Source organism: Kitasatospora sp. NPDC048662, from assembly GCF_055587065.1.
In genome coordinates this window covers 39,770-65,734 of sequence record NZ_JBVJHA010000010.1, presented here as the reverse complement: position 1 = coordinate 65,734, position 25,965 = coordinate 39,770, and the positions used below count along the sequence as shown (strand labels likewise).

The window sequence follows — 25,965 nt, the reverse complement described above, 5'->3', positions numbered from 1 at the left end:
CCCCCTGTCCCGGCTGCCGGTGTTCCCTCTCCTGTTGCGCTTGACCGCAACTCCCCGCGCTGACAGGCCACTTGACGCTTGCGCGCACCCCTTCACGACCGTGTACCCGAGTGGTTCAGGGAACCGTCTGCAAAACGGTTGACACGGGTTCGATCCCCGTCACGGTCTCTCCCCGGAATTCACCGGGCGCAATTTATGCACCGCCGCGCCCGGTGAATTCCGCTGCCCTTTTTCATTCCCCTTTCCATGCCACCGGGCCGCGCCAACGGGCGTTTCATGGTGCGGGCACTTCTTGAACACGGGCGCCGCATGACAGCGGGCGCCGCATGACAGCGGGCGCCGGTGACGATCCCTCAGGACCATCACCGGCGCCCGCCGCTTCCTACTGTCTCTGCTACTCGATGACCGGCGGGTTCGCCGTGCCACCGCGCCAGGTCTCCTCGTCCTCGATCAGGTAGTCGGGACGGTGACCCTCGTTCTTCTTCTTCCGGTTGGCGCTCCCGGAACCCGGCGCGCCGTGCATGCCGGCCGCACCGCCCTGTCCGGCGCCCCGGCCCTTGCCGATGCCCGAACCGCCCTCGGTGAACGCGCGGCCACCGGCACCGCCGGCCTTGGCGCCACCGATCGTGCCACCGGCCTTGCGCACCAGGCCGCTGCCGCCCTTGGCGCCGGCACCGCCCTTCGCGCCACCGGCACCACCCATGCCGCCACCGTGCATGCCGCCACCCATACCACCGGCACCGGCCGCACCACGGCCGCCCGCAGCACCCGCGCCGCCGGCACCGGCACCGCCGACACCACCGGCCTTGCCCGCGCCACCGGCCGCGCCGCCACCGCCGGCCTTGCCCGCGCCGGCGCCACCGGTCCCGAGCCCGCCGGTCCCGAGCCCGCCGCCACGGCCGCCACCGGACCCGAGCCCGCCGCCACCACGGCCGCCGCCGCCGGACCCACCACCAGGCAGGTACCCGCCGCCGCCGACGCCGGGCACGTACCCGCCGCCACCGCCGAGCCCACCACCGGACCCACCGCCACCAGTACCGGGCCCCGGCAGAGTTCCCACCCCACCAGGCAACCCGCCGCCGTGCCCGCCCCCACCGATCCCGGTGTCCGGCGGAGTCCACCCGTCAAGCCCCGTCGACGGAGGCTTCGGAGGCGTCCAGGGCTGCCCCGGCGGAGGAACGGTCCCACCATGCCCGGGCGGCATCGGCTCCACCTGCCCCGGAATCCCGGGCATCGGAACCCGCGGCTCGTTCGGCGGCACATACCCGGGCGGGGGCAGGTCCTTGGGGTGCCCCTCTGGGTACTTCGGCATCGGGACGGTGGGCGGGGTGTGCCCGGGCGGGGGGCAGACCGTGGGCGGGGGCGGGTAGGCCTCGCCGCCCCCACCACCAATATCCCCCTCCAGCGGATTGTCCAGGTAACTTGCCGCCTGCGTGTACTGGGGACCAAGGTGCTCCATGACGCCGATCGCGTACTGATGCGCAACCTCGGTCGCCGACAGCTCGTGCGCGTTCTTGTTCACCGCGTCGATGCGGTTCATCCCCGAGGCGAGGTCCCGCTTGAGACCTTCGTCGGAGGACGCGAAGCCGTCGTTGACGGTCTTGACGGCCCGGTCCCACAAGCTGGGAACCTTGATCTGCGACATCGTCGACTTGGTCTGCTGCAGCGCGGTCGCCGCGTAGTCCATGGCGACCGAGGTGTTCGACGCATGCGCAGCGGTGTTGGTCAGACTCTGCTGGATCTGACCGCCCTTCTGCGCGAAGCCCTGGGCCGCAGCGCCCTCCCAGTTCGAGGTCGCGTGCTGCACGGCCTCCTGCAGCTTTGCGGCGACCTCGGTCAGCTCCTGGTGAACGCTCTTCCAGTGCTCGCCGACCTCGCGGATCCGGTCCGGGCTGGAGTGTCCGACCATGTTCTTGAGCGGGATGAGGGCGTACGTGTCGAACGGAGTCTTGTGCGACGCCATGTCAGACCGTCCTCGGGTTCAGCTGGTTCATCGTCGTCTGCCTGTCGAGCTCAACACCGGTGTACCTGGCATGAGCGGTCTGGGTCTTGTCGCCGTACTCGTTGATCAGGGCGTCAAGATCCGCGATCGTCTTGGTCAGGAACGCCTGCATCTTGCCGTGCGCGTCATACAGTGCCTGCGCCTCGACGAAGTCACCGCCGAAGGCATCTCGGGAGATGTCGGTCTTGTACTTCGTGTTGGTGCCGCACGTGCTGATGTTCTGCTGGAGGGCCCGCAGTCGCTTGACCACTGCCTCCAGCTCATCCGGGTTAACGCTGAATCCGTTGGACACGAGGCCCTCTCCCCCTGGAGTGTCGAAACTTCCCCGTGGTAGCGCTCTGGTGGGTGGGCTGACCGTTTACTCAGAGCGTTCGATCGTATCGCGTTCAGAGGGTGTATTGACACGCCCTCGACGCGACTGATTACTGTCCCTGATAAGGGTTCTGATAGGACGTCGGCGGCTGGGGCGGGTAGCCGGGCGGCGGCTGCTGACCGTACTGCGGGGCTCCCTGCTGCTGGCCGTACGGCGGCTGCTGAGCGGGCGGCCAGCCCGGCGGAGCACCGTAAGGGGCCGGACCACCTGGCTGACCGGGCACGCTCTGCGACCGACTCCGCCGCCGGCTGTTCGCCACCACGATCGCGATGATCACGATGAGCAGCACCACCGCGCCACCGACCGCACCGAGGATCAGCGGCATGGTCGAGCTGGTCGGCTGCTTCAACTCCGGTGCCGCTCCGGGATCTCCCACTCCGGAGCCGGGATCAGCGGAACTCTGGCTGCTGGCAGTCGCCCCAGCGCTGGCCGAAGGACCGGCGTTCCCACCGTCCACACCTTCCGGAAGCGCCAGCGGCCCCTGGGCAGCCCCAGCTGGAATGTCCATGGTCAGCGCTTCGTACGGGTTGACAATGCCATAGCCATAGTGCTCGTCAGGGAGCTTGCTCACCCCGGCGGGCCGTGCCGCCGACTTGACCAGCCGCTCTGCGACCTGCCCAGCTGTCAGCTTCGGGAACTTCGCTCGCACCAGAGCCGCGGCAGCGGCAACATACGGAGTCGCGTAAGAGGTTCCGTCGTCCATGCAGTACTGACTGGCCCCACAGTTGCCTGCGGAAACGATGCGCACTCCAGGCGCCGTAAGAAGAACCTCCGGGCCGAAGTTGGACCTCGACCAGACCTTCAGATCCTGGGAGATCGCACCAACAGCGAGAACCCCTGGGATCTTGGCGGGATACGACACCGAAGCTCCGGAGTTGCCCGTGCCGGCCACGACCAGAACATCGTGCTGATAGGCGTAGGCAATCGCATCGCTCTCGCGCGGGTTGAGCGTGTCACCACCCTGCGAAATGTTGATCACCTTCGCGTTGTGATCCACCGCCCACTTGATGCCTTCGGCGATCCCGCTGCCGCCTCCGGCGCCAACCTTGTAGATGGGCAGGATCTTGACCCCGGGAGCCAGCCCCACCACGCCGTCGCCATTGCCGCTGCCGTGACCCTGGCCGGCAATCAGGCTCGCCACTCCGGTGCCGTGCGGGTTGGAAGCTCCCACCTCGTTGTTGCCACCGCTCGGGTCGTACCCAGGCAGCGTGTGACCTGCAAGGTCGGGGTGGTTGACGTTCACTCCACTGTCGATCACCGCGACGGTGACGCCCTCGCCCCTGGTGATCGACCACACCTTGTCGAGGTTGAAGTACTGGTTCGCCCATTGCCCGTCACGCACCTGGTCCGCGGACGCCGTCGGCAAGCCAGTCAGCAGGAAGCCTGCGGTCAGCGTGGTCGCGCCGAGCACGCGCGTGAGTCTCGTCAGCCTCATCAGTACCCCGTCGGTCGAGTGACAGCCCGTTCGTTCTCGCAACGCCCCCGGAACACAGGACCATCCGATGGTACCGTCCGGCGCTCGTCCGCACGCCGGACACCCGCCACAGGCTCGCCGCAAATCGTCGGACATGAGGGGCCTGCGCGGATGTTGATCGCCCGTCAGGCGAGGATGGCGTCCTCCGGGAGGATGGGAAGGCGGCCGACCGGGAGGCCGGTGGCGGCGCGGACGGCGGCGGCTACGGCGGCGGGGGCGACGACGGCGGGGGCCGCGCTGACGGCCTTCGCGCCGAAGGGGGCGACCACGTCGCGTTCTTCGAGGAGGGCGGCGATCCGGATGTCGGGGGTGTCGAGGGCGGTGGGCAGCCGGTAGCCGGTGAGGGAGGCGTTGAGGGGGATGCCGTGTTCGGTGCGGAGGTTCTCCAGCAGGGCGAGTCCGACGCCCTGGGCGACGGCGCCCTCGATCCGGTTCTCGATCTGGCGGGGGTTCAGGGCGCGGCCGACGTCCTGGGCGACCGTCACGTCGACGACCCGGACGGCGCCGAGTTCGATGTCGACGTCGACGACGGCGCGCATCGCGCAGAAGGCGATGGAGACGAAGGCGTCGCCCTGCCCGGTCTCGGGGTCGAGGGGTTCGGTGGGGTGCGGGCGGCACTGGGCGGTGGCCCAGAGTTCGCGGCCTTCGAGCGCCTGGCTGACCGGCATGCCGAGCACACCGTCGTACGAGGTGATCTTCCCGTCGCTGATGGTGAGCAGTTCGACGGACATCCCGAAGTCCGCGGCGATCGGCTGCAGCATCTGGTGGCGGACCATCAGCGCGGCCCGTTCGACCGCGCCGCCGGAGACCCAGGTGTGCCGGCCGCGGGCGGCGGGGCCGGCCGCGGACTGGTCGGAATCGACGGGCGCGATGTACACCTCGCTGACGCCGAGCACCGACTGGACGATCTGCCGGGCCAGGGTGGCGAAGCCCTGCCCGGCGTCAACGGCCGCGCAGATCACGGTGGCGTGGTCGCCGGAGACCCGGACGGTCGCGGTGGAGACCTCGTCCTCGCCCTCCGCGCCGAGCATGTGCACCATGCCGACCGCGTAGCCGATGCCGCGGCGCACCGCGGCGGGGTCGCCGGCTCCGCCGGGGCCGCCGGGCAGCAGCCAGTCGGCCTCGGGGTCGTCGAGGGGCAGCGCCGGCAGCGGGGACTCGGCGAGCGCGTCGAGCAGGGCCGTGACGGGGGCGGGGCAGGTGACGGCCTGTCCGGTGGGCAGCGGGTCGCCGGTGGACATCGCGTTGCGGCGGCGGATCTCCACCGGGTCGACGCCGAGCTGCTTGGCGAGCTGGTCGAGCTGCGACTCGTACGCGAAGCAGGTCTGCAGGGCGCCCTCGCCGCGCATCCGTCCGGCGGGCGGGTTGTTGGTGCGCACCGCCCAGGCGTCCACGAAGACGTTGGGGCAGGTGTAGGGGCCGACCGAGAAGGCGACGGCGGCGGCCAGCGCCTCCGCGGAGACGTCGGCGTAGGCGCCGCCGTCCAGCAGGATCTGCGCCTCGACCTTCACCAACTTGCCTTCGGTGTCGGCGTGGTGGCGGTAGCGCAGGAGCGCGGGATGCCGGGTGGCGTGCGCCTGGAAGGACTCGGCGCGGGTGAGGGTCATCTTGACGGGGCGTCCGGTGCGCAGCGCGAGCAGCGCCAGGGTGACCTGGAAGGACAGGTCCTCGCGGTCGGTGTCGGCGCCGGGCACGCCGGTGACGACGAGCCGGACCCGGTCGGGTTCGAGGCCGAGGCAGGCGGCGGTGCGGTCGCGGTCGCCGTGCGGGTCGGTGGAGGACAGGTGCAGTTCGACGCCGCCGTCGGGGCGGGGCACGGCGAGGCCGGCCTCGGCGCCGATCGGGGCGGGGTCCTGCCGGCCGACCTGGTAGAGGCCCTCGACGACGATCTCGCCGACGGCGTCGGGGTCGCCGGTGCGCAGCGGCAGGTGGCGCAGCAGGTTGCCGTCGGGGTGCAGCGGCGGGGCGTGGAAGGCGGCTTCGGGGTCGGTGACGGGTTCCAGGACCTCGTACTCGACCAGGATCGCGGCGGCGGCGAGCCGGGCGGTGTCGGGGTGGTCGGCGGCGACGGCGGCGACGGCCTCGCCGTGGTGGCGCACCACGGCGGAGGCGAGCACCGGCCGGTCGGCGACGACGGGCGCGCCGTCGGCGCCGGCGGGCAGGTCGGCGGCGGTGACCACGGCGTGCACGCCGGGGACGGCGAGCGCGGCGGAGGTGTCGACGGAGACGATCCGGGCGTGCGGGTGCGGGGAGCGCAGCACGGCGCCCCAGAGCAGCCCTTCGGCCCACAGGTCGGCGGCGTACGGGTAGATGCCGAGTGCCTTGGGGAGGGCGTCGGTGCGCAGCGGGGAGCTGCCGAGGCCGGTGGAGCCGGTCTCGTCGTCCGCGGGGGCGGCCGCCGGGAGCTCGGTGGCGGAGGTCATGCGTTCTCGTCCTCGGGGAGCCTGATGCCGTGGGCGGTGGTGGCGTCGTAGCCGGTGTACTGGTGTCCGTAGCCGTCGGTGGCGTAGACGGTGCCGTCGTAGGCGCCCGCGTCCTGCTGCGGGAAGCCGTGCGCCGGGGTGCCGTGCGCCGGGGCCGCTTCGTAGACACCCGCGTCCTGCTGCGGGAAGCCGGGTGCCGGGGTGCCGTGTGCCGGGGTGCCGTGCGGCGGGAAGCCGTGCGCCGGGGTGGCGTGCGCCGGGGCCGCTTCGTAGACACCCGCGTCCTGCTGCGGGGTGCCGTGCGGCGGGGTGGGCAGGTACGGGGTGCCGTGCGCGGGGGTGCCGTGGACGGCGGCGTCGGCGGCGGTGCCGTGGGCGGGGGTGGGCTCCCAGCCGCCGGGCACGGGGGTGCCGTGCGCGGGGGTCGGCGGCGGGGCCTGTTGGGGGATCAACTGGTCGGCCTCGTGCCAGAGTTCGGAGTCGGCGTAGAGCGGCAGCTCGCCGGCCAGCGCGAGGTCGGCGAAGGACTGTTCGGTGGCCCGGGCGGGTTCGGGCGCGGGCGGCGGCGTCTCGGCGACGGTGGCGGCGGCCTGTTCGGCGGCGTCGAGTTCCGCTTCGAGGGCGGCCTCGCGGGCGTCGGCGACGGCTTGGACGGCGGCCAGTGCGCCCCGGTAGCCGGTGCAGCGGCACAGGTTGCCGCACAGCGCCTGGCGGGCCTCGATCTCGCTGGGGCGGTGGTTGCGCTGCAGCAGGTCGTGGACGGCCATCGCGAGGCCGGGGGTGCAGTAGCCGCACTGGACGGCGCCGGAGTCGGCGAGTGCCTGCTGGACGTCGCTGGCGCCGCCGGTGCCGGACAGGCCCTCGACGGTGTTGATCTCGCTGTCGGCGGCGAGCGCGGCGGGCACCAGGCAGCCGTTCACCAGCTGCCCGTCGACCTGCACCGAGCAGGCCCCGCACTCGCCCTGTTCGCAGCCGTCCTTGGCGCCGGCCAGGCCGAGGCGTTCGCGCAGCACGTACAGCAGGCTCTCGCCGATCCAGGCCTCGCTGACGGGCCGTTCGACGCCGTTGACGCGCAGCGTGTACGAGGTGGTGGGGCGCACGTCGCCGGTGAGCGCTCCGGGGTGGTTCAGCAGTTCGTCGGTCACTTCTTCAGCGCCCTTCCCAACGCCCGGCGGGCCAGCACGGCCACGGTACGCCGCAGGCGGGCGGCCGCCGGGCCCGCCCCCTCCTCGGGTGCCCCGCCCTCGGGGACGCAGGCGCCGGCCACGTATTCGCCGAACGCGGCGAGCGCGGCCGGGTCGATCAGGACCGCGCCGTCCTGGCCGCGGGCGTCCCAGTCGATGCAGCCGGCCACCCAGTTCTCGGCCTCCAGGGGCCGCAGCGGGACGGGGGCGACGGCGCCGACGGCGCAGCGCACGCCGCGCCGGGCGGGGTCGAGGACCAGCGCGACGGAGGCGGCGGCGCGGGACGGTCCGCTGCGGCCGGTGGATTTGAGGAACACCTGCGGGGCGTGCAGCAGCGGCACCCGCACCCAGGTGAGCAGTTCGCCGGGGCGCAGCGGGTCGAGTCCGGTGAGCAGGTGGCTGATCGGGACGTCGCGGACGGTGCCGGGCCGGACGAGGGTGGCGGTGGCTTCGAGGGCGGCGAGCACCGGGAGGGTGTCGCCGGCGGGGGCGCCGGTGGCGATGTTGCCGCCGAGGGTGCCGACGTTGCGCACCTGCGGGGGTCCCGCGGTGCGGGCGGCGTCGGCGAGGGCGGGGATCAGCGCGGCGAAGTCGGGGCGGTCCATCCGGGCGTGGGTGAGGCCGGCGCCGAGGACGGCGGTGCCGCCGTCCTCGTAGCGCCAGCCGCGCAGTTCGGTGATCCGGCCGAGTCCGATCAGGGCGGCGGGCCGCAGCCGCCCGCCGTTGACGGCCTCCATCAGGTCGGTGGCGCCCGCCACCGGCACCGCCCCGGGGGTGGCGGCCAGCGCTTCGACCGCCTCGTCGACCGAGGCCGGCATCATGATCGTCCGGTTCACCAGGTTCCCACCGTGCTCCATTTGCAGTGCGGCCTGCCGCCCGTAGGGTACGGGCGATCGGTGCGGGTTGGGCAACTCTGGCACACAAAGACCGCTGATCATTTCCGAGGTCGCGGACAGGTCCGAACAACTCGGGACAACTCCGGGCGCTAACGCGACCGGGTCGATGTCCAGGTGATCGGTTGTTCACCTGATCATGACGAGGCGGCCGCGCCCGGAGTTCCGGTACGTCCTACCCGACGGCCGGCCCGGCGCCCGGACGGCCGTCCAGCGGCCGGCCGACGATGCCGGGCTTGCGCTGCCAGGGGCGCGGGCCCTCGGGGCGGCGGTACTCGATGCCGAGGACGTCCAGGCGCGGGTAGTGGCCGGCCATCCGGGTCTCGAAGCCCGCCCAGTCGCGCGCGCCGGGGTCGCGCGGCAGGTCGGACCAGGCGACCTCGGCGAACGCGGCCAGCCGCGGGAACGCCTTGTAGTCGACGTCCCGGCCGTCGAGCATGAACTCGGTCCAGATGTTGGCCTGGGTGCCGATGACGTGCCGGGCGGCCTGCTCGTCGAGCTGCGGCGGGACGGGCTCGAAGCGGTAGACGTCCTCCAGCGAGCGCACCCAGCCGACCGGGATCGGCTCGTCCTCGCCGCCGTCCTGCCGGTGGTCGAGGTAGACGTGCTGCTCGGGGCACATCACCACGTCGTGCCCGGCCCGCGCGGCCGCGATGCCGCCCTCGTAGCCGCGCCAGGAGGAGACCGCGGCACCGGGGGCGAGGCCGCCTTCGAGGATCTCGTCCCAGCCGATCAGGCGGCGGCCGCGCTCGGCCAGCCAGCGGTCGAAGTGCCGGATGACGTGGCTCTGCAGCTCGAACTCGTCGCTCAGCCCGAGTTCGGCGATCCGGGCCTGTGCGGCGGGGCTGGCCTTCCACTGGTCCTTGGGGCACTCGTCGCCGCCGAGGTGGACGAAGGTGGAGGGGAAGATCTCCAGTACCTCCTCCAGCACGTGCTCGTAGAACCGCAGGGTGGCCTCGGAGGCGTTCAGGATGTTCTCGCTGACACCCCAGTCGGTCCAGGTGCCGAGCGCGGCGGTGTCCACCACATCGGTGTTGCCGAGCTCGGGGTAGGCGGCGATGGCGGCCTGGTTGTGGCCGGGCAGGTCGACCTCGGGGACGACGGTGATGTGCCGCGCGGCGGCGTAGGCGACGATCTCGCGCAGGTCGTCCTGGGTGTAGTAGCCCCCGTGCGGCTGGTCGTCGCGGCGCCCGCCGGCCCGGTAGCCGACCATCGACCGCTCCCGCCAGGACGCGGTCTCGGTGAGCTTCGGGTAGCGCTTGACCTCGATCCGCCAGCCCTGGTCGTCGGTCAGGTGGAAGTGGAGGACGTTCAGCTTGTGCGCGGCCAGCTGGTCGATGAACCGCAGCACCCCGGCCTTCGGCATGAAGTGCCGGGAGACGTCGAGCAGCGCGCCACGCCAGCCGAACCGGGGCGCGTCGTGGATCTCCACCGCGGGCACCGTCCAGCGCGCGCCGGGCAGCGGGGCGGTGCGGTACGCGGCGGGGCCGAGCAGCTGGCGCAGGGTCTGCGCGGCGTGCGACAGGCCCGCTGCGCTGCCGCCGGTGAGCCGCACCGCGTCCGGGCCGGCGCTCAGCCGGTACTCCTCGGCGGCCAGGGTGTCGTCCAGCGCGAGCACCAGGTCACCGGCCTGCCCGGCGGGGGCCGGGTCCAGGTCGAAGCCGGTGGCGGCGGACAGCTCGGCGCGCACTCGCCGGGCCACACCGCCGGTGCCCGGGGCGGCGGCGATCCGGGCGCCGGCGCGCAGCTCGAACGGGGCGGTGTCGGCGGGGGTCTGGACGTGCAACGGGGCAGGGATGAGGTCCATGCGCCTCATCCTGCCCCGGTGAACCCCGATTGGCATAGACCACTCGGGGCGTCGCACCGGTCGGACGTCAGTCCTTCTTGTCGTCCCCGCCCGGGTTGTTCAGCCCGTCGAAGATCTCCTTGCACATCGGGCAGACCGGGTACTTCTTCGGGTCGCGGCCGGGCACCCAGACCTTGCCGCACAGCGCCACCACGGGGGACCCGGAGAGCGCGCTCTCCATGATCTTGTCCTTCTGGACGTAGTGGGCGAAGCGCTCGTGGTCGCCGTCCCCGTGCGAAGTCTGCGGGACGGGCTCGACCAGGGTGCCGGTGCCGAGGCCGCGCTCGGGCTCAAGAGTGCTCATGGGTGCCAAGTCTATGGTGGCCGCGCGGAACGCGGCCACCATGCGGGAACAGGCCGCCGGTCAGTTCAGCATCGGGTCGTCCGGGTAGGTGGCGAGCATCGCCAGCGGCCCGCGCTGGCGGCGCAGCACGGCCCGCCACATCCGGTCCGGCTCGACGCAGGAGACGTCGCCGGCCTCGCACTCCACCGGGTACCAGGCGCCCTCGGCGATCTCCTGTTCCAGCTGGCCGGGCGACCAGCCGGCGTAGCCGGCGAACACCCGCATGCCGCCGAGCACCCCGGCCAGCACCTCGGGCGGGGCCTCCAGGTCGACCAGGCCGATCGCCCCGTGCACCCGCCGCCAGCCGAGCGGCCCCGGGTGGGTCTCCTCGCCGGGCACCACGGCGATCGCCAGCGCCGAGTCCAGCGCCACCGGGCCGCCCTGGAACACCACCGCGGGGTCGCCGGTCAGCGACGCCCAGCCGTCCAGCACGGCGGCCACGTCCACGGGGGTGGGCCGGTTGAGGACCACGCCGAGCGCCCCCTGGGCGTCGTGGTCGAGCAGCAGGACGACCGACCTGGCGAAGTTCGGATCCGTCAGCACGGGCGTCGCCACGAGCAGTCGCCCGGTGAACGAGGGGGCCGCTTCCATGCCTGCCATGATGCCTCCCGACGGGCCCTGCGGGACACCCGGCGGACCGCGGGCAGGCCACCCGTCCGGCCCAATGGCGGTGCCGCCGGGCACCCCCTCCAGCATGATCACCAATAGGGCACACGGGAACCAATCGCCCACCCTCTACCATCTATGAGGTGGCGAAGGGCCTTTCCCTCAGCTTCGCAGCCGAAAACCTCCCCCTGCGCACCCGGATTGCGAGAACGATGACCGACGACGTCCTGCTGGTCCACGGCGGAAACCCGCTGGAAGGCGAGATCCAGATCCGCGGTGCCAAGAACCTGGTCCCCAAGGCCATGGTCGCCGCACTGCTCGGCCAGGGCCCCAGCAGACTGCGCAGCGTTCCGGACATCCGGGACGTCAAGGTCGTCCGCGGCCTGCTGCAGCTGCACGGGGTCACTGTCCGCACCGGCGACGAGGAGGGCGAGCTGATCCTCGACCCGTCGCACGTCGAGAGCGCCAACGTGGCGGACATCGACGCACACGCCGGCTCCTCGCGCATCCCGATCCTGTTCTGCGGCCCGCTGCTGCACCGCCTCGGCCACGCGTTCATCCCGGGCCTGGGCGGCTGCGACATCGGCGGCCGGCCGGTGGACTTCCACTTCGAGGTGCTGCGCCAGTTCGGCGCCACCATCGAGAAGCACCCGCAGGGCACCTACCTGGTGGCCACCCAGCGGCTGCGCGGCACCAAGATCGAGCTGCCGTACCCGTCGGTCGGCGCCACCGAGCAGGTGCTGCTGACGGCGGTGCTCGCGGAGGGCGTCACCGAGCTGCGCAACGCCGCGATCGAGCCGGAGATCGTCGACCTGATCTGCGTGCTGCAGAAGATGGGCGCGATCATCTCGCTGGGCACCGACCGCACCATCCTGATCACCGGTGTGGACGAGCTGGACGGCTACACCCACCGAGCGCTGCCGGACCGTCTGGAGGCCGCGTCCTGGGCCTGCGCGGCGCTGGCGACCAAGGGCGACATCTATGTCCGGGGTGCCGAGCAGATCCCGATGATGACCTTCCTGAACACCTTCCGGAAGGTCGGCGGCGCCTACGAGATCGACGACGCGGGCATCCGGTTCTGGCACCCGGGCGGCGAGCTGAAGGCGATCGCCCTGGAGACCGACGTGCACCCGGGCTTCCAGACCGACTGGCAGCAGCCGCTGGTGGTGGCGCTGACCCAGGCCACCGGCCTGTCGATCGTGCACGAGACGGTGTACGAGTCCCGGCTGGGCTTCACCGGCGCGCTGAACCAGATGGGCGCGCACATCCAGCTGTACCGGGAGTGCCTGGGCGGCACCCCGTGCCGGTTCGGGGCGCGCAACTTCAACCACTCCGCGGTGGTCTCCGGCCCGTCCAAGCTGATGGGCGCCGAGCTGGTCATCCCCGACCTGCGCGGCGGCTTCTCGTACCTGATCGCGGCGCTGGCCGCCGAGGGCACCTCCACGGTGCACGGCATCGACCTGATCAACCGCGGCTACGAGAACTTCATGGACAAGCTGCGCGACCTGGGCGCGCACATCGAGCTGCCGTCGGAGGTCGACTCGGCCGAGGTCGAGCTGACCGCCTGACGGCGCAGGGCCCGTAACAAGCCGGTGGCCGGCCTCCCCGAGGGGAGGCCGGCCACCGTCGCGTTCAGCGGAGGGTCACTTGCCCTTCGCGGCTTCCTTCAGCTTCGAGCCGGCGCTCACCTTGACGCTGAAGCCCTCGGCGATCTGGATCGGCTCGCCGGTCTGCGGGTTGCGGGCGGTGCGGGCGGCGCGCAGGGTGCGCTCGAAGGTCAGGAAACCGGGGATGGTGACCTTCTCGTCGCCCTTGGCGACGACCTCGCCGGTGATCTCGGCGAAGGCGGCCAGCACGGCGTCGGCGTCCTTGCGGGTCACCTCGGCGCGCTCGGCCAGCGCGGCCACCAGCTCACTGCGGTTCATGTGTACTCCTGTGGTCTGTTGCTCTGCCGTGCGCGGAGGCATGGCCGGTCCGCGGCACGGTGCTCGTTCAGGCGAGGGGTGGTCAGGGGCCGGGCTCGCACCGCGAAGCGCCGCAAACTGCCCGCCTGGGTACGAATCCTGCCTCGACCGGCACTGAGAAAGCCAATCGGGTACCGGCGTGGTTGACCCGAACAGCGCCCACCGGACAGAGGTGTGACGCTCCGTCGGCTCCGGGGTGGCCGGGGCGGGCGGCGGCCGGGACGACACGCCGTGGCACAACCGGGGACGTTCCGTACTTGTCGGACACGCCGCCCCGTCGCAGGGCTACCGTACGCCCTGGCACCGACAAGCCCAAACACGCCCCTTTCCCTTGTGTCGCAAGGGATCCGGCACGTTCGCCGCAATCCGGCCGCGGCGAACGTGCCGGGCGCTCACCGGCTCAGAGCTGAACGGCCGGGAACGCGGCGGTGTCGAGCGTTCCGACGATGCCCGGGGTGGGCTTCGCGGGGGCCGTCTCGGCGTCGCCACGGGCCGCCACGGCGGCGTCCCGGACGGCCGAGGCGACGGTCTTGGCGACGCCCGGGTGGAAGACGCTGGGGATGATGTAGTTCGCGTTCAGCTCGTCGTCGGTGACGGTGGTGGCCAGCGCGCGGGCGGCGGCCAGCATCATCTCGGTGTCGACGCTGCTGGACTGGGCGTCCAGCAGGCCGCGGAAGACGCCCGGGAAGACCAGCACGTTGTTGATCTGGTTGGGGAAGTCGCTGCGGCCGGTGGCGACCACCGCGGCGGTCTGCCGGGCCACCGCCGGGTCGACCTCCGGGTCGGGGTTGGCCAGCGCGAAGACGATGGCGTCCTTGGCCATGGTGGCCAGGTCGTCGCCGTCCAGCACGTTCGGGGCGGAGACACCGATGAAGACGTCGGCGTCGGCCACCGCCTCCTTGAGGGTGCCGGTGCGGCCGGAGCGGTTGGTGTTCTCGGCGATCCAGCGCAGGTTCTCGTTGAGGTCCCCGCGGCCGAGGTGGACCACGCCCTGCACGTCCGCCACGGTGGCGTGCGCGACGCCCGCGGCCATCAGCAGCTTGAGGATCGCGGTGCCCGCGGCGCCGGCACCGCTCATCACCACGCGGATCTCGCCGATCTCCTTGCCGACCACCTTCAGCGCGTTGGTCAGCGCGGCCAGCACCACGATCGCGGTGCCGTGCTGGTCGTCGTGGAAGACCGGGATGTCCAGTGCCTCGCGCAGCCGGGCCTCGATCTCGAAGCAGCGCGGCGCGGAGATGTCCTCCAGGTTGATGCCGGCGAAGCCCGGGGCGATGGCCTTGACGATCGCCACGATCTCGTCGGCGTCCTGGGTGTCCAGGCAGAGCGGCCACGCGTCGATGCCCGCGAAGCGCTTGAACAGCGCCGCCTTGCCCTCCATCACCGGCAGCGCGGCCTTCGGGCCGATGTTGCCCAGGCCCAGCACCGCCGAGCCGTCGGTGACCACCGCGACCGAGTTGCGCTTGATGGTCAGGCGGCGGGCGTCCTCCGGGTTCTCCGCGATCGCCATGCACACCCGGGCCACGCCGGGGGTGTAGATCATGCTGAGGTCGTCACGGTTGCGGATCGGCAGCTTCGAGGACATCTCGATCTTGCCGCCGAGGTGCATCAGGAACGTACGGTCGGAGACCTTGCCGATGCTGACGCCGTCGATCGCGCGGAGCTTCTCCACGATCTCCTGGCCGTGCGCCACCGAGGACGCCGCCACGGTGACGTCGATCCGCAGCGCCTCCAGGCCGGAGGCGGTGACGTCCAGGCCGGTGACCGAGCCGCCGGAGGACTCGACCGCGGTGGTGATGGAGCTCACCGCGTTGCCGGTGGCCGGCACCTCCAACCGGACCGTGATCGAGTTCGAGACACTGGGCACCGTCGCCATCGACGTCCTTCTTCCTAGAATCAGCAGACCGTGAACGGCCTGGTAATCGCGCAGCATGCTAGGTATCGATCGTCGCACCTACCGAGGGCTTGCCAGAAATAACGTTCATTGAGTGTGCGGATCCGACAAACCCGCCCGGTCCCGGGCAGACGGCGTCCTTGCCCGTGGGCGCCGATGCGTTACATTGGAACGGCACCGGCTCGATCCAAGCCCCCGGGCCCAACCTTCGTCCCTTCGAGGGACCACTTGCCGCGAGGCGAGCATGGCGGGTCGGTGTTCTGCTTGACGAAAGGCCCCCCACCTCCGGGTGGGGGGCCTTCGTGCGTGCTACTTCAGCAGGGCCGGGACTCCGGCGGCGTCCGGCAGGTCGTCCGGGCCGGACAGCACCGTCAGCCGCTGGGTGGCGCGGGTCAGCGCCACGTACAGCACCCGCAGGCCCGCCTCGGACTCGCCGGCGATGCCGGTCGGGTCGGCGACCACGGTGGCGTCGTACTCCAGGCCCTTCGCCTCCAGGCTGCCCAGCGCCACCACCCGGCTGCCCAGGCCCTCGGTCCAGGACGCGGCCTCCGCGCGGCGGTCCATCGGGACGACCACCGCGACGGTGCCGTCCACCTCGGCCAGCAGCCGCTCCAGCTCGGCCCGCGCGGCCTTGCCGAAGGACTCCGCGTCGGCCTCCCGGACCGCCGCGAACCGCGGCCGCACGCCGGTGGCCCGGACCGCGCTCGGCGACGGGGTGCCCGGCGCGGCCAGCGCCAGCACCTTCGCCGCCACCTCGGCGATCTCCGCCGGGTTGCGGTAGTTCACCGTCAGCGTGTGCCGGCGGCGCGGCTTGCCCGCCAGCACCTCGCCCATCGCCGCCTGCGCCTCCTCGGGGAACGGCCAGGACGACTGCGCCGGGTCACCGACGATGGTCCAGGTCGCCATCCGGGCGCGGCGGCCGATCATCCGCCACTGCATCGGCGTGAGGTCCTGCGCCTCGTCCACGATCACGTGCGCGTACTCGCGCCGCTCCTCGGGGACGCGCTCGCGCTCCCGCCGGCCGTAGGTCCGCTCGCCGTACGTGGTGACTTCGTCCAGGCCGGTCAGCAGGTCGATCGCGTCGACCTCGCGGACCTTCGGACGGGCCGGCTCGCCGAGCAGCACCTGCAGCTCGTCGACCAGCGCCACGTCGTGCGCCGACAGCTCGCCGGCGCCGCGCTCGTCCAGGTGCCGCCAGGACGCCGCCAGCAGGCGGGCCTCCTCCGGGGTGACGGCTCGGCGGGCGATCCGGTTGGTGTGCCGGTGCTGGCGCAGCGTGGCCAGCACCCGGCGCGGGGTGACGGCCGGCCACCAGGCGTCCAGGAAGTCCAGGAACACCGCCTCGTCGGACACGTACTCGTCGAAGGACTCGCGTTCCTCCTGGCGCTGCTCGCGTTCGGCGTGGCTGACCGGCTTCGGCAGCTCGCGCACCGCCTCCGACCAGAGCGCGTCCAGCAGCAGACGGCGGGCGCGCGGGCGCAGCAGGTTCAGCGGGGTGCCGCCGCCGCCCACCACGTTGCCGCGCACGGTCTTCAGCCGGCCGGCGTCCAGCCGCAGCGCCTGGCCGCGGGCGAACACCTTCAGCTCGGTCGGTGCGTCCAGCTCCAGGGCCGCCCGGGCGGCCCGGCGCAGCAGCTGCACCATCCGCGAGGAGCCCTTGATCCGGGACACCTCGGGGCTGTCGTAGCGGGTGGCCTCGATGCCGTCCACCAGGCTGCCGACCGCGCGGATCGCCACCTGGCCCTCCTCGCCCAGCGAGGGCAGCACGCCCTCGGTGTAGGAGACCAGCAGCGGCGTCGGGCTGACCACCAGGATGCCGCCCGCGTAACGGCGGCGGTCCTGGTAGAGCAGGAACGCGGCGCGGTGCAGGGCGACGGCGGTCTTGCCGGTGCCGGGGCCGCCGGTGACCAGGGTGGCGCCGGCCGCGGCCGCCCGGATCACCTCGTCCTGCTCCTTCTGGATGGAGGAGACGATGTCGCGCATCGTGTGGCCGCGGGCCCGGCCCAGGGTCGCCATCAGCGCGCCGTCGCCGACCACGGCGAGTTCCTCGCCGTCCAGGGTCGGGGTCAGGTCGGGGCGCAGCAGGTCGTCCTCGACGCCGATGACCTTGCGGCCCTTGGAGCGGATCACCCGGCGGCGGATCACCCGCCCCGGTTCCAGCGGCGTGGCCCGGTAGAAGGGTGCGGCCGCCGGGGCCCGCCAGTCGATCACCAGCGGGCCGAACTCGGCGTCGAGTACGCCGAGCCGGCCGATGTGCAGGCTCTCGGCGACCGCCGGGTCGGCCGGGTCCATCGGCGTCTGCGAGGGGATCCCGTGCTCCTCGGGGGCATCGGCCTGCTGCAGGTCGATGCGTCCGAAGAGGAAGTCCTCGAACTCGTTGTTCAGCCGCTGCAGGTGCGCGCCCGCGCGGTACACCTGGGCGTCGCGCTCGGCGAGTGCGCCGGGGGTGCCGACCTGCACGCGCTTCGCGGCGTCCTCCAGGATGTACTCCGCCTCGGCGAGCTTCTCCTCGAGCCGTTGGTAGACGGTGTCGAGATGCTGCTGCTCCCCCGCGATCTCGCGGTCGCGGACAGTATCGGTGTGGTGCTCGGCAGAGCCGTGCGCGCCCAAGGAGCCCCCTGAGGTACGGAGAAAAAGGCGGACGGACGATCTTACGGGATGAACTGTTCCGCAGACGAGGACCCCCACCCACGGAACACCCCCGGAACGCACGAGAGCCGCCCTCCGGGTGGAGGACGGCTCTGCGATGCACATGGGGTGGTGGAGATGCCGGGAATCGAACCCGGGTCCAGTGGAGAGGATTCAGGACTTCTCCGAGCGCAGTCCGCTGTGAGTTTCTCGGCCCTGGCAGTCACGCGGACAAGCCGCCAACAGGCCCAGCCACTGTTTGGTTTCCCCGCCACCCCCGCGGCCGGGGTGGAAGGTTGAGTTCCCTAGATTATGCCAGGATCCGGGTCGGGAACGCCCCGGGCTGACACCCATTCACTTTCGCTGATCAGGCAGCGAGAGCGAACTGCTGGGAATCGCGCTTAGAGTTGGCGATTATTTTTTTGCGACAGATGGTTAACGAGATCATTGCCGCGTTCCTCGGCTCGCTTCTCCTGTTTCGACAGCCACTGTCGAAACCGATCATCCCCATGTTCATTTGACAAACAGCACCGGCGGGCGAGGCCCTCCGGGTGATGCGCTGCCATAGTACTCGGGCGGCGCGTCAAGGGTCCAGCGCATTAACGAGCGGCTGCCTGCGGGTTCTTCGCGGCCGCCCCCGGGGTGCCCAACTGCTGGGCCAGCCAGGGCAGCTGGCGTTCGAAGGCACCCGCCGCGAACTGCCAGACGTGCCGCCCGGGCTCGACGCTCAGGCGGGTGACCAGCCCGGCCTTCCCGGCCGCCGCCTCCAGCTGCTTGGCGTGCGCGAGCTGCCCGCTCTCCTGGTCGCCGACGTCGAACATCCCGGTGACGCCCTTGTACTTGCCGCGGTGCGCGGCCAGCACGGTCTGCGGGTCGTACGCGGCCCAGGCGGCGGCGTCGCCGCCGTACAGCTTGTCGATGGTCTGCTGCTTGTCGCCGATGTACGGGCCGAGGTCGCCGGAGATGTCCAGGAAGTGGCCGAACACCTCGGGGTGGGCCGCGGTCAGGGTGATCGCGCAGGTGCCGCCCATCGACCAGCCGGCCATCGCCCACTTCTTCGGGTCGGCGGCCGTGTCGAAGGTCTTCTCGACGTACTTGGGCAGGTCCTTGACCAGGTGGTCGGCGGCGTTCCCGGCCGGGCCGTCCACGCACTCGGTGTCGACCTTGAAGCCGCCGGTGGCGTCCGCGAACACCAGCACCGGGGAGAAGCCGTTGTGCTTGGCCGCGTAGGCGTCGGCGGTCTTCACCGCGTTGCCGGCCCGCACCCAGTTGTCGGGGGCGGCGAACTCGCCGCCGACCATCTCCACCACCGGCAGCTTGGGCCGGATCTTGCTGCGGAACCAGGCCGGGGGCAGGTACACCAGCTCCTGCCGGTGCGCGAAGCCGCTCGGCACCGCGGGGACGTCCACCGCGACCACCCGGCCGGTGCCGGTGCGGCCGGTGGTGTGCAGCGCCTGGTCCAGGCTCATCTGGTCGGGCACCGGGGAGCCGGAGAGTTCGCCGATCGCGTCGCCCAGCGTCGGGTAGTAGCCGGTCTCCGCGTTCAGGGTGTTCGCCCCGGCCAGCACCGCCGCCAGCACCGCGACGGGCACCGCCGCCCGGTGCCACCAGCGCGCCCCGCGCCAACCGAGCACCAGCACCAGCGCCGCCAGCAGGGCCACGCCCAGCCAGGCCCACAGCGCGGTCGGCAGCGGGTCGGTGATCCCCGACAGCTCCAGCACCCCGACCGCGAGCAGCGCCGCCGCACCGGCCGCCGCACCGACCGCCACCGGCAGCCGACGCAGCCACCAGCGGCGCCCGGGCCGGCCGACCGCGGCCAGCAGTGCGGCGACGGCGAGCGCGCGCACCGTCCACGGGAACCAGCCGTCCAGCAAGGAGATGTCCACCCGGGGATGGTAGGCGCCCGAACGGCGGCACGGCGCCCTCCGGGTGGACGGTGACGAAGCTGCGACAGTGCCGCCGGTCAGCCGCCGGCGCCCGGCAGGCCGAGTTCCTTGGCCAGCCAGGGCAGCGATTCCTTGAACGCGAAAGCACCGAACTGCCAGTCGTGCTTGCCGGGGTGGACCTCGACCCGGGTCTTCAGGCCGGCCGCGTTGGCGGCCCGGTCGAGTTCCTTGGCGTTGGCGATGTGGCCGGCCTCGGTGTCGCCGACCATGAACAGGCCGGAGGAGGAGCTGTAGTCGCCGTGCTTGCCGCGCAGCACCGTCAGCGGGTCGTTCGCGGCCCACGCCGCGGCGTCGCCCCCGTACAGCTTCTCGATGGTCTGCTGCTTGCTGCCGGTGCTCGGTCCGAGGTCGCCCGCCATGTCGACGAAGTGACCGAAGACCTCGGGGTGCACCACGCCGAGGTCGAGGGCGCAGGTGCCGCCCATCGACCAGCCCGCCGCCGACCAGGAGCGCGGGCCGGAGGCGGTGCCGAAGGTCTTCACGATGAACGGCGGGATGTCCTTGACCAGGTGGTCCTGGGCCTTGCCGGCCGGACCGTTGACGCACTCGGTGTCGGCGTTGAAACCGCCGGTGGCGTCCACGAAGACCAGCACCGGGGCATAGCCGTCGTGCGCGGCGGCGTAGGCGTCGGCGGTCTTCACCGCGTCGCCGACCCGCACCCAGTTGCTGGGGGACATGTACTGGCCGCCGATCATCTCCACGACCGGCAGCTGCGGGCGGTTCTTGCTCTTGAACCAGGCCGGCGGCAGGTAGACCAGTTCCTGCCGGTGCTGGAAACCGCTGGGCTCCGCCGGAATGTCGACCGCGACCACCCGGCCCTCGGTGGCCTTGCCGACCGTGCCGAGCGCCTGGTCGAGGCTCATCTGCTGGGGCACCGGGGCGCCCGCCAGGTCGGACAGGGCGATGTCCACGCTCGGGTAGTAACCGGTGGCGGCGTTCAGCGAGTTGGCGCCGCAGAGCACGGACAGCGCGGTGGCGATCGGCACCGCGGTCATGTTCCACCAGCGGGCGCCCTGCAGGCCGCAGGCGAGCGTGCCGAGCGCCAGCAGGGCGCAGAACACCCAGAACCACATCCCGACCGGCAGCCCGTCCTGGACATCGCCGAACAGCACCACCACAACGGCGATCAGCCCGGTGCCCAGGAGCGCCCCGCCGGCCGCCCACGGCAGTCGGCGGCGCACCCAGAACGGGCTGACCCGAACCACCGCCGCACCCACCGCCGCGAGGGCCAGAATGCGCAACGTCCACGGGAGCCAGCCGCTCAGCAGTGAGGAGTCCACCCGGAGATCGTACGAAAGCGTCCGGTCACCGCACGCAACCGGGTTGGCACACCCTTGACCTGACGCCGGATCAGCGCGGCCGTCAGCCCTGCCGGCGGCGGACCGCGGCAACCGCCCGGTCGGCCTCGCGGCGGTCCTGCCGCTCGCGCAGGGTCTGCCGCTTGTCGTACAGCTTCTTGCCGACGGCGAGGGCGATTTCGAGCTTGGCGCGGCCGTCCTTGAAGTACAGGGACAGCGGGACCAGGGTGTGGCCGGTCTCCTTGGCCTTGGACTCCAGCTTGCGGATCTCCATCTTGTGCAGCAGCAGCTTGCGCTTGCGGCGGGCCGAGTGGTTGGTCCAGGTGCCCTGGGTGTACTCGGGGATGAAGACGTTGTCGATCCAGGCCTCGCCGCCCTGGATGTACGCGTAGCCGTCGACCAGGTTGGCCCGGCCCTCGCGGAGCGACTTGACCTCGGTTCCGGTGAGCACCATTCCGCACTCGTAGGTGTCGAGGATGGTGTATTCGTGCCGCGCCTTCTTGTTCTGCGCGACCAGCTTCTTGCCCGTTTCCTTTGCCATAGCTCCGTCATTCTCGCACCTCGGGGGCGACCTCGGCAGCCCCTTTACGGCGCGGTGGGCGGTTCGGGGGCGGGGCTCAGCCCGTCCAGCACCCGCAGGGCCAGATCGTCCGTCCCGGTGCCGTCGCCGGCGGGGGCGGGAACGTCGGGCTGGACGCCGGTGCCGTCCGGGGAGCGGCCGGCCGGGGTCTGGTAGCGGCCGACGGTGAGTTCGAGCACCGAGCCGTCGGCGAGCGTGCTGGGCTGCTGGACGGTGCCCTTGCCGAAGGTGCGCTCGCCGACCAGGACGGCCCGGGAGCGGTCCTGCAGGGCGCCGGCCAGGAGCTCGGCGGCGCTCATGGTGCCGCCGTCGACCAGCACCACCAGCGGGACGGCGGTGTCGCCGCCGGGGGCGGCGGTCAGTTCGCGGCGCTCGCCACGCGCCTGGTAGCTGGCCACCGGGCCGCCGTCGAGGAACGCCGAGGCGACGCCGACGGCCTCCTCGACCAGGCCGCCGGAGTTGCCGCGCAGGTCCAGCACCACGCCCCGGGCGCCGGCCGCGGCCGCGCGCACCTGGCCGGCCACGCCCTTGGTGAAGGCGTGCACCGCGATCCGCGCCACGCCTGGGCTGGGACGGTCGGTCTCCACCTCGCGGGCGGCCAGTTCGGCCCGGGTCAGGCCGAGCTCGCGCACCGGCCCGTCACCGTCCCGCACCCCGACCACGACCGCGCTGCCGGCCGGGCCGCCGCGCAGCCGGGACACCAGCTCGGTGACCGGCAGCCGGTCCGCCTGGACGCCGTCCACGCTGACCAGCCGGTTGCCGACGGTGATGCCGGCCCGGGCGGCGGGCGAGCCGGGCAGCACCCCGGCCACCTCGGTGGGGCCGCCGGCCGCACGCTCCACGGACAGTCCGACGCCCGGGTAGCGGCCGCCGGTGAAGTCCCGGTACTGCTGCGGACTGAGGTAGGCCGCCCACCGGTCGCCGCTGGCGCCGACCAGCTGCCGGGCCTCCTGCGGGCTCAGGTCGGCCCCGGACAGGTCCGCGCCGCGGACCCCGTCGGACGACGAAGGGGCCTGGGGCGAACCGATCGGTTCGCCCCAGGCCCCGGAAGCGGCTCCGGCGAACAGCACGGCGCCGAACACCAGGCCGAGGGTCATCCCCTGGCGCACTCGCGGAGCTGTCGGCATGCCAGCGAGTGTAGGGCCACCGGCGGGCAGTGCCGACGGCCCGTCAGACCTTCAGGTACTTGCGGAGGGTGAAGAACGCCGCGATGCCGGCCATCGCCATACCGACCACCACCAGCAGCGGAATGACCGCCAGCACCGAGGACAGGCCGATGAAGTGGATGAACAGCACCTTCTTCGCCAGCCATCCCTGGACGAAGAAATGCCCACCCAGAAGCAGCAACGAGGCCAGCGCCGCACCGAGCAGCGCGGCGAACGCGGCCTCCGCGATGAACGGCATCTGCACGTAGAAGTTGGACGCGCCGACCAGCCGCATGATGCCGGTCTCGCGGCGACGGCTGAACGCCGACACCCGGACGGTGTTGACGATCAGCAGCAGTGCCACGCAGAGCATCAGCGCCATGATCACGAAGGCGGCGGTCTGCAGGCCGCGCAGCAGGCCGAACAGGTTCTCCAGGATCTTGCGCTGGTCCTCGACCGACTTGACGCCGGGCTTGCCGGCGAAGGCGCTCTGGATCACGTCGTACTTGGTCGGGTCGTTGAGCTTGACCCGCCAGGACGCCGGCAGCGCGTCCGCACCGACCGCCGCGAGCAGCGGGTTGTCCGGGTTGGACTCCTTGAAGTGCTGGTACGCCTCCTGCGGGCTCTCGAAGGTGGCGCTCTGCACCAGGTCGGAGCGCTTGTCCAGCTCGGCCTTGACCGCCTGGATCTGGTCGTCGGTGGCCGCTCCGGCCGCGCACTGGGACGAGTTGTGGTCCGACTTGGCGCAGAAGTAAATACTGACCTCGACCTTGTCGTACCAGTAGTCCTTCATGGAGTTGACCTGGTCGCGAACCAGCAACGAGGCACCGGCGAGGGCGAGCGAGAGCGCGACACTGACCACGACGGCGATCGTCATGGTCAGGTTGCGGCGGAGACCGACACCGATCTCCGACAGAACGAACTGGGCGCGCATGCTTCTCTCTTCTAGCTCTGGTAGCCGTAGACGCCGCGGGCCTGGTCGCGGACCAGGATGCCCTTGTCGAGCTCGATGACGCGCTTGCGCATCTGGTCGACGATCGCCTGGTCGTGGGTGGCCATCAGCACGGTGGTACCGGTCCGGTTGATCCGGTCCAGCAGCTTCATGATGCCGACCGAGTTCTGCGGGTCGAGGTTGCCGGTGGGCTCGTCGGCGATCAGCAGCATCGGACGGTTCACGAAGGCGCGGGCGATCGCCACGCGCTGCTGCTCACCACCCGACAGCTCGCCGGGCATCCGCTCCTCCTTGCCGCCGAGGCCGACCAGGTCGAGCACCTCGGGCACCACCTTGTTGATGGCGCTCTTCGGCTTGCCGATGACCTCCAGGGCGAACGCCACGTTCTGCCCCACGGTCTTGTTCGGCAGCAGGCGGAAGTCCTGGAACACGGTGCCCAGCTGGCGCCGCATGTGCGGCACCTTCCAGTTGGAGAGCTTGCCCAGGTCCTTGCCGAGCACGTGCACCGCGCCGGTGGACGGGCGCTCCTCGCGCAGGCACAGGCGCAGGAACGTCGACTTGCCCGAACCGGACGAGCCGACCAGGAAGACGAACTCGCCCTTCTCGATCTCCAGCGAGACGTTGTCCAGGGCCGGACGGTTCTGCTTGGGATAGGTCTTGGAGACGTTGTCGAATCTGATCACGGCTGCATCACGGGGGCCATCCTAGGTGGATCGGAGGCAGTGACCTTACGCGACGTCCTTGCGCACCCGCAGTAACCGCACGGCTACCCATCGGAATGCCATCTGCGCCGGTTCCGGTTCGGACCCGGAATTGCGACCTACGTCACAGATCGACAACCCTTCCCCTCCGGGGGCCCAGGTGTCCGGAACCTGGCAGAGTGGTAGGAGAGTCGGAACCGAAGCCGCCTCCGGCACGTTGGCTATGCAGCAAGGAGGACACGCATGACCTGCGACCAACTGGTGTGCGCCAACTGCAACGGCCGCGTCATCGACGGCCGCTGCCCGGTGTGTCGCGCCAACCGCGCCCGGCTCCAGCAGGAGCAGCACGGGCCGTTCGCCGCACTCAACCCGACGGTGCTGCTCGCCGTCCTGTGCGCCGCCCTGATCGCGCTGGCGCTACTGGCACGCTGATCCCGAGACACGGAGAAGGGCCCCACCGCCGAGCGGTGGGGCCCTTTCTCATGACGATCAGCTTTCGCGCTGCTTGCGCCACCGGATGCCGGCCTCAATGCTGTGCTTGATGTTCATCTCGGCCGGCCTCCTCCCTCGCAGCGTCAGCTCTCCCGCTGCTTGCGCCACCGGATGCCGGCCTCGATGAAGCCGTCGATGTCGCCGTCCAGCACGGACTGCGGGTTGCCGACCTCGTGCTCGGTACGCAGGTCCTTGACCATCTGGTACGGGTGCAGGACGTAGGAGCGCATCTGGTTGCCCCAGGAGCTGCCGCTGTCCTTGAGGGCGTCCATCGCGGCCTTCTCCTCCTGGCGGCGCCGCTCCAGCAGCTTGGCCTGGAGGACGTTCATCGCCGAGGCCTTGTTCTGGATCTGCGAGCGCTCGTTCTGGCAGGAGACCACGATGCCGGTCGGAAGGTGGGTGATGCGGACCGCGGAGTCGGTGGTGTTGACGCCCTGGCCGCCGGGGCCGGAGGCGCGGTACACGTCCACGCGCAGGTCGCCCTCGTCGATGTCGACGTGGTCGGACTGCTCGACGACGGGGAGCACCTCGACGCCGGCGAAGGAGGTCTGCCGGCGGCCCTGGTTGTCGAACGGGGAGATGCGCACCAGGCGGTGGGTGCCCTGCTCGACGGAGAGGGTGCCGTAGGCGTAGGGGGCCTTGACGGTGAAGGTCGCGGACTTGATGCCGGCCTCTTCGGCGTACGAGGTGTCGTAGACCTCGGTCGGGTAGCCGTGCCGCTCGGCCCAGCGCAGGTACATGCGCATCAGCTGCTCGGCGAAGTCGGCGGCGTCGACGCCGCCCGCCTCGGCACGGATGTTGACGAGGGCCTCACGGGCGTCGTACTCACCGGAGAGCAGCGTGCGCACCTCCAGCTCCTCGACGGCCTTCTTGACGGCCTCCAGCTCGTTCTCGGCCTCGACGCGGGTGTCCGCGTCGTCCTCGGCCTCGGCGAGCTCGAACAGGACGCCCAGGTCCTCGACCCGGCCGCGCAGGGACTCCACCTTGCGCAGCTCGCCCTGGAGGAAGGAGAGCCGGCTGGTGACCTTCTGCGCGTTCGCGACGTCGTCCCACAGGGTGGGGACGGCTGCCTCCTCCTCCAGGGTTGCGATGTCGGCCCGGATCTTGTCCAGGTCGAGGACTGCCTCGATCGACGCCATGGTCGAGTCGAGGTTCTTGAGCTCTTCGGAAGGATCGACGGCTGCCACGCCACAAGGGTAATGGTTCGCCGGGGGGGCTCGG

Annotated in this window: 21 protein-coding genes, 1 tRNA gene and 1 other RNA gene; 3 read left to right on the top strand and 20 right to left on the bottom strand. The window is 71.7% G+C overall.

Going from position 1 to position 25,965, the window contains the following annotated elements:
* The first annotated feature begins 96 nt into the window (after positions 1-96).
* Positions 97-168, top strand: a tRNA-Cys gene (locus ACZ6R9_RS24730).
* Between the two features lie 226 nt (positions 169-394).
* Here the strand turns inward: ACZ6R9_RS24730 and ACZ6R9_RS24725 are convergent.
* From ACZ6R9_RS24725 to ACZ6R9_RS24685, 9 genes are all read right to left on the bottom strand, one after another.
* A complete protein-coding gene (locus ACZ6R9_RS24725) occupies positions 395-1,963 on the bottom strand; it encodes a WXG100 family type VII secretion target (RefSeq protein WP_465540404.1) in 1,569 nt (522 codons plus the stop codon).
* A gap of 1 nt (position 1,964) precedes the next feature.
* Positions 1,965-2,294, bottom strand: a complete 330-nt coding sequence (locus tag ACZ6R9_RS24720; RefSeq protein WP_465540402.1) for a hypothetical protein — start codon at positions 2,292-2,294, stop codon at positions 1,965-1,967.
* A 130-nt stretch (positions 2,295-2,424) separates the two neighbouring features.
* Positions 2,425-3,786: a S8 family serine peptidase gene (locus tag ACZ6R9_RS24715; protein WP_465540401.1), complete on the bottom strand. Its 1,362-nt coding sequence runs from the start codon at positions 3,784-3,786 to the stop codon at positions 2,425-2,427.
* A gap of 188 nt (positions 3,787-3,974) precedes the next feature.
* On the bottom strand, positions 3,975-6,272 hold the full coding sequence (locus ACZ6R9_RS24710; RefSeq protein WP_465540399.1) for a xanthine dehydrogenase family protein molybdopterin-binding subunit: 2,298 nt from the start codon (positions 6,270-6,272) through the stop codon (positions 3,975-3,977).
* Entirely contained in the window at positions 6,269-7,417 is a 1,149-nt protein-coding gene (locus ACZ6R9_RS24705) for a (2Fe-2S)-binding protein (protein ID WP_465540397.1), read from the bottom strand. The genes ACZ6R9_RS24710 and ACZ6R9_RS24705 overlap by 4 nt, the downstream gene beginning before the upstream one ends.
* Positions 7,414-8,313 carry an FAD binding domain-containing protein gene (locus ACZ6R9_RS24700; RefSeq protein ID WP_380483552.1) on the bottom strand — a complete coding sequence of 300 codons (900 nt, stop codon included), beginning with the start codon at positions 8,311-8,313 and terminating at the stop codon, positions 7,414-7,416. Before ACZ6R9_RS24700 ends, ACZ6R9_RS24705 begins: the two co-directional genes overlap by 4 nt.
* 211 nt (positions 8,314-8,524) lie before the next feature.
* Positions 8,525-10,156: a beta-N-acetylhexosaminidase gene (locus ACZ6R9_RS24695; protein WP_465540395.1), complete on the bottom strand. Its 1,632-nt coding sequence runs from the start codon at positions 10,154-10,156 to the stop codon at positions 8,525-8,527.
* Positions 10,157-10,223: 67 nt separating this feature from the next.
* Positions 10,224-10,499, bottom strand: coding sequence for a DUF3039 domain-containing protein (locus ACZ6R9_RS24690; RefSeq protein WP_030459614.1), 276 nt, complete (start codon positions 10,497-10,499; stop codon positions 10,224-10,226).
* A gap of 60 nt (positions 10,500-10,559) precedes the next feature.
* Complete coding sequence (locus ACZ6R9_RS24685) at positions 10,560-11,138, bottom strand: YqgE/AlgH family protein (RefSeq protein ID WP_380483549.1); 579 nt, start codon at positions 11,136-11,138, stop codon at positions 10,560-10,562.
* 218 nt (positions 11,139-11,356) lie between these two features.
* Here ACZ6R9_RS24685 and murA point away from each other — a divergent pair, with 218 nt between their 5' ends.
* Positions 11,357-12,712 (top strand): UDP-N-acetylglucosamine 1-carboxyvinyltransferase, encoded by a 1,356-nt coding sequence (murA, locus tag ACZ6R9_RS24680; RefSeq protein ID WP_380483548.1) that lies wholly within the window; start codon positions 11,357-11,359, stop codon positions 12,710-12,712.
* Positions 12,713-12,787: 75 nt separating this feature from the next.
* On the opposite strand, the gene ACZ6R9_RS24675 is transcribed toward murA, so the two are convergent.
* The 10 genes from ACZ6R9_RS24675 to ftsE form a co-directional block, all read right to left on the bottom strand.
* Positions 12,788-13,069 carry an HU family DNA-binding protein gene (locus tag ACZ6R9_RS24675; protein WP_014136004.1) on the bottom strand — a complete coding sequence of 94 codons (282 nt, stop codon included), beginning with the start codon at positions 13,067-13,069 and terminating at the stop codon, positions 12,788-12,790.
* Between the two features lie 439 nt (positions 13,070-13,508).
* On the bottom strand, positions 13,509-14,984 hold the full coding sequence (locus ACZ6R9_RS24670; RefSeq protein WP_380483546.1) for an NAD-dependent malic enzyme: 1,476 nt from the start codon (positions 14,982-14,984) through the stop codon (positions 13,509-13,511).
* A 327-nt stretch (positions 14,985-15,311) separates the two neighbouring features.
* Entirely contained in the window at positions 15,312-17,612 is a 2,301-nt protein-coding gene (locus ACZ6R9_RS24665) for a HelD family protein (protein WP_465540391.1), read from the bottom strand.
* A 148-nt stretch (positions 17,613-17,760) separates the two neighbouring features.
* Positions 17,761-18,139, bottom strand: a transfer-messenger RNA (tmRNA) gene (ssrA, locus tag ACZ6R9_RS24660).
* A gap of 90 nt (positions 18,140-18,229) precedes the next feature.
* A complete protein-coding gene (locus ACZ6R9_RS24655) occupies positions 18,230-19,516 on the bottom strand; it encodes an alpha/beta hydrolase (protein ID WP_380483543.1) in 1,287 nt (428 codons plus the stop codon).
* A gap of 77 nt (positions 19,517-19,593) precedes the next feature.
* Positions 19,594-20,856 carry an alpha/beta hydrolase gene (locus ACZ6R9_RS24650; protein WP_380483541.1) on the bottom strand — a complete coding sequence of 421 codons (1,263 nt, stop codon included), beginning with the start codon at positions 20,854-20,856 and terminating at the stop codon, positions 19,594-19,596.
* 82 nt (positions 20,857-20,938) lie between these two features.
* Entirely contained in the window at positions 20,939-21,415 is a 477-nt protein-coding gene (smpB, locus tag ACZ6R9_RS24645) for an SsrA-binding protein SmpB (protein ID WP_380483539.1), read from the bottom strand.
* Between the two features lie 44 nt (positions 21,416-21,459).
* Positions 21,460-22,581, bottom strand: coding sequence for a S41 family peptidase (locus tag ACZ6R9_RS24640; RefSeq protein WP_380483538.1), 1,122 nt, complete (start codon positions 22,579-22,581; stop codon positions 21,460-21,462).
* 43 nt (positions 22,582-22,624) lie between these two features.
* Positions 22,625-23,533, bottom strand: a complete 909-nt coding sequence (ftsX, locus tag ACZ6R9_RS24635; protein ID WP_380483536.1) for a permease-like cell division protein FtsX — start codon at positions 23,531-23,533, stop codon at positions 22,625-22,627.
* 11 nt (positions 23,534-23,544) lie between these two features.
* Complete coding sequence (gene ftsE, locus ACZ6R9_RS24630) at positions 23,545-24,234, bottom strand: cell division ATP-binding protein FtsE (protein WP_380483535.1); 690 nt, start codon at positions 24,232-24,234, stop codon at positions 23,545-23,547.
* A 261-nt stretch (positions 24,235-24,495) separates the two neighbouring features.
* On the opposite strand from ftsE, the gene ACZ6R9_RS24625 reads away from it, so the two are divergent.
* Entirely contained in the window at positions 24,496-24,684 is a 189-nt protein-coding gene (locus ACZ6R9_RS24625) for a hypothetical protein (protein WP_380483533.1), read from the top strand.
* Positions 24,685-24,827: 143 nt separating this feature from the next.
* Here the strand turns inward: ACZ6R9_RS24625 and prfB are convergent, their stop codons facing one another.
* Positions 24,828-25,931 (bottom strand): peptide chain release factor 2, encoded by a 1,104-nt coding sequence (gene prfB, locus ACZ6R9_RS24620; protein ID WP_380483531.1) that lies wholly within the window; start codon positions 25,929-25,931, stop codon positions 24,828-24,830.
* Positions 25,932-25,965 lie beyond the last annotated feature (34 nt).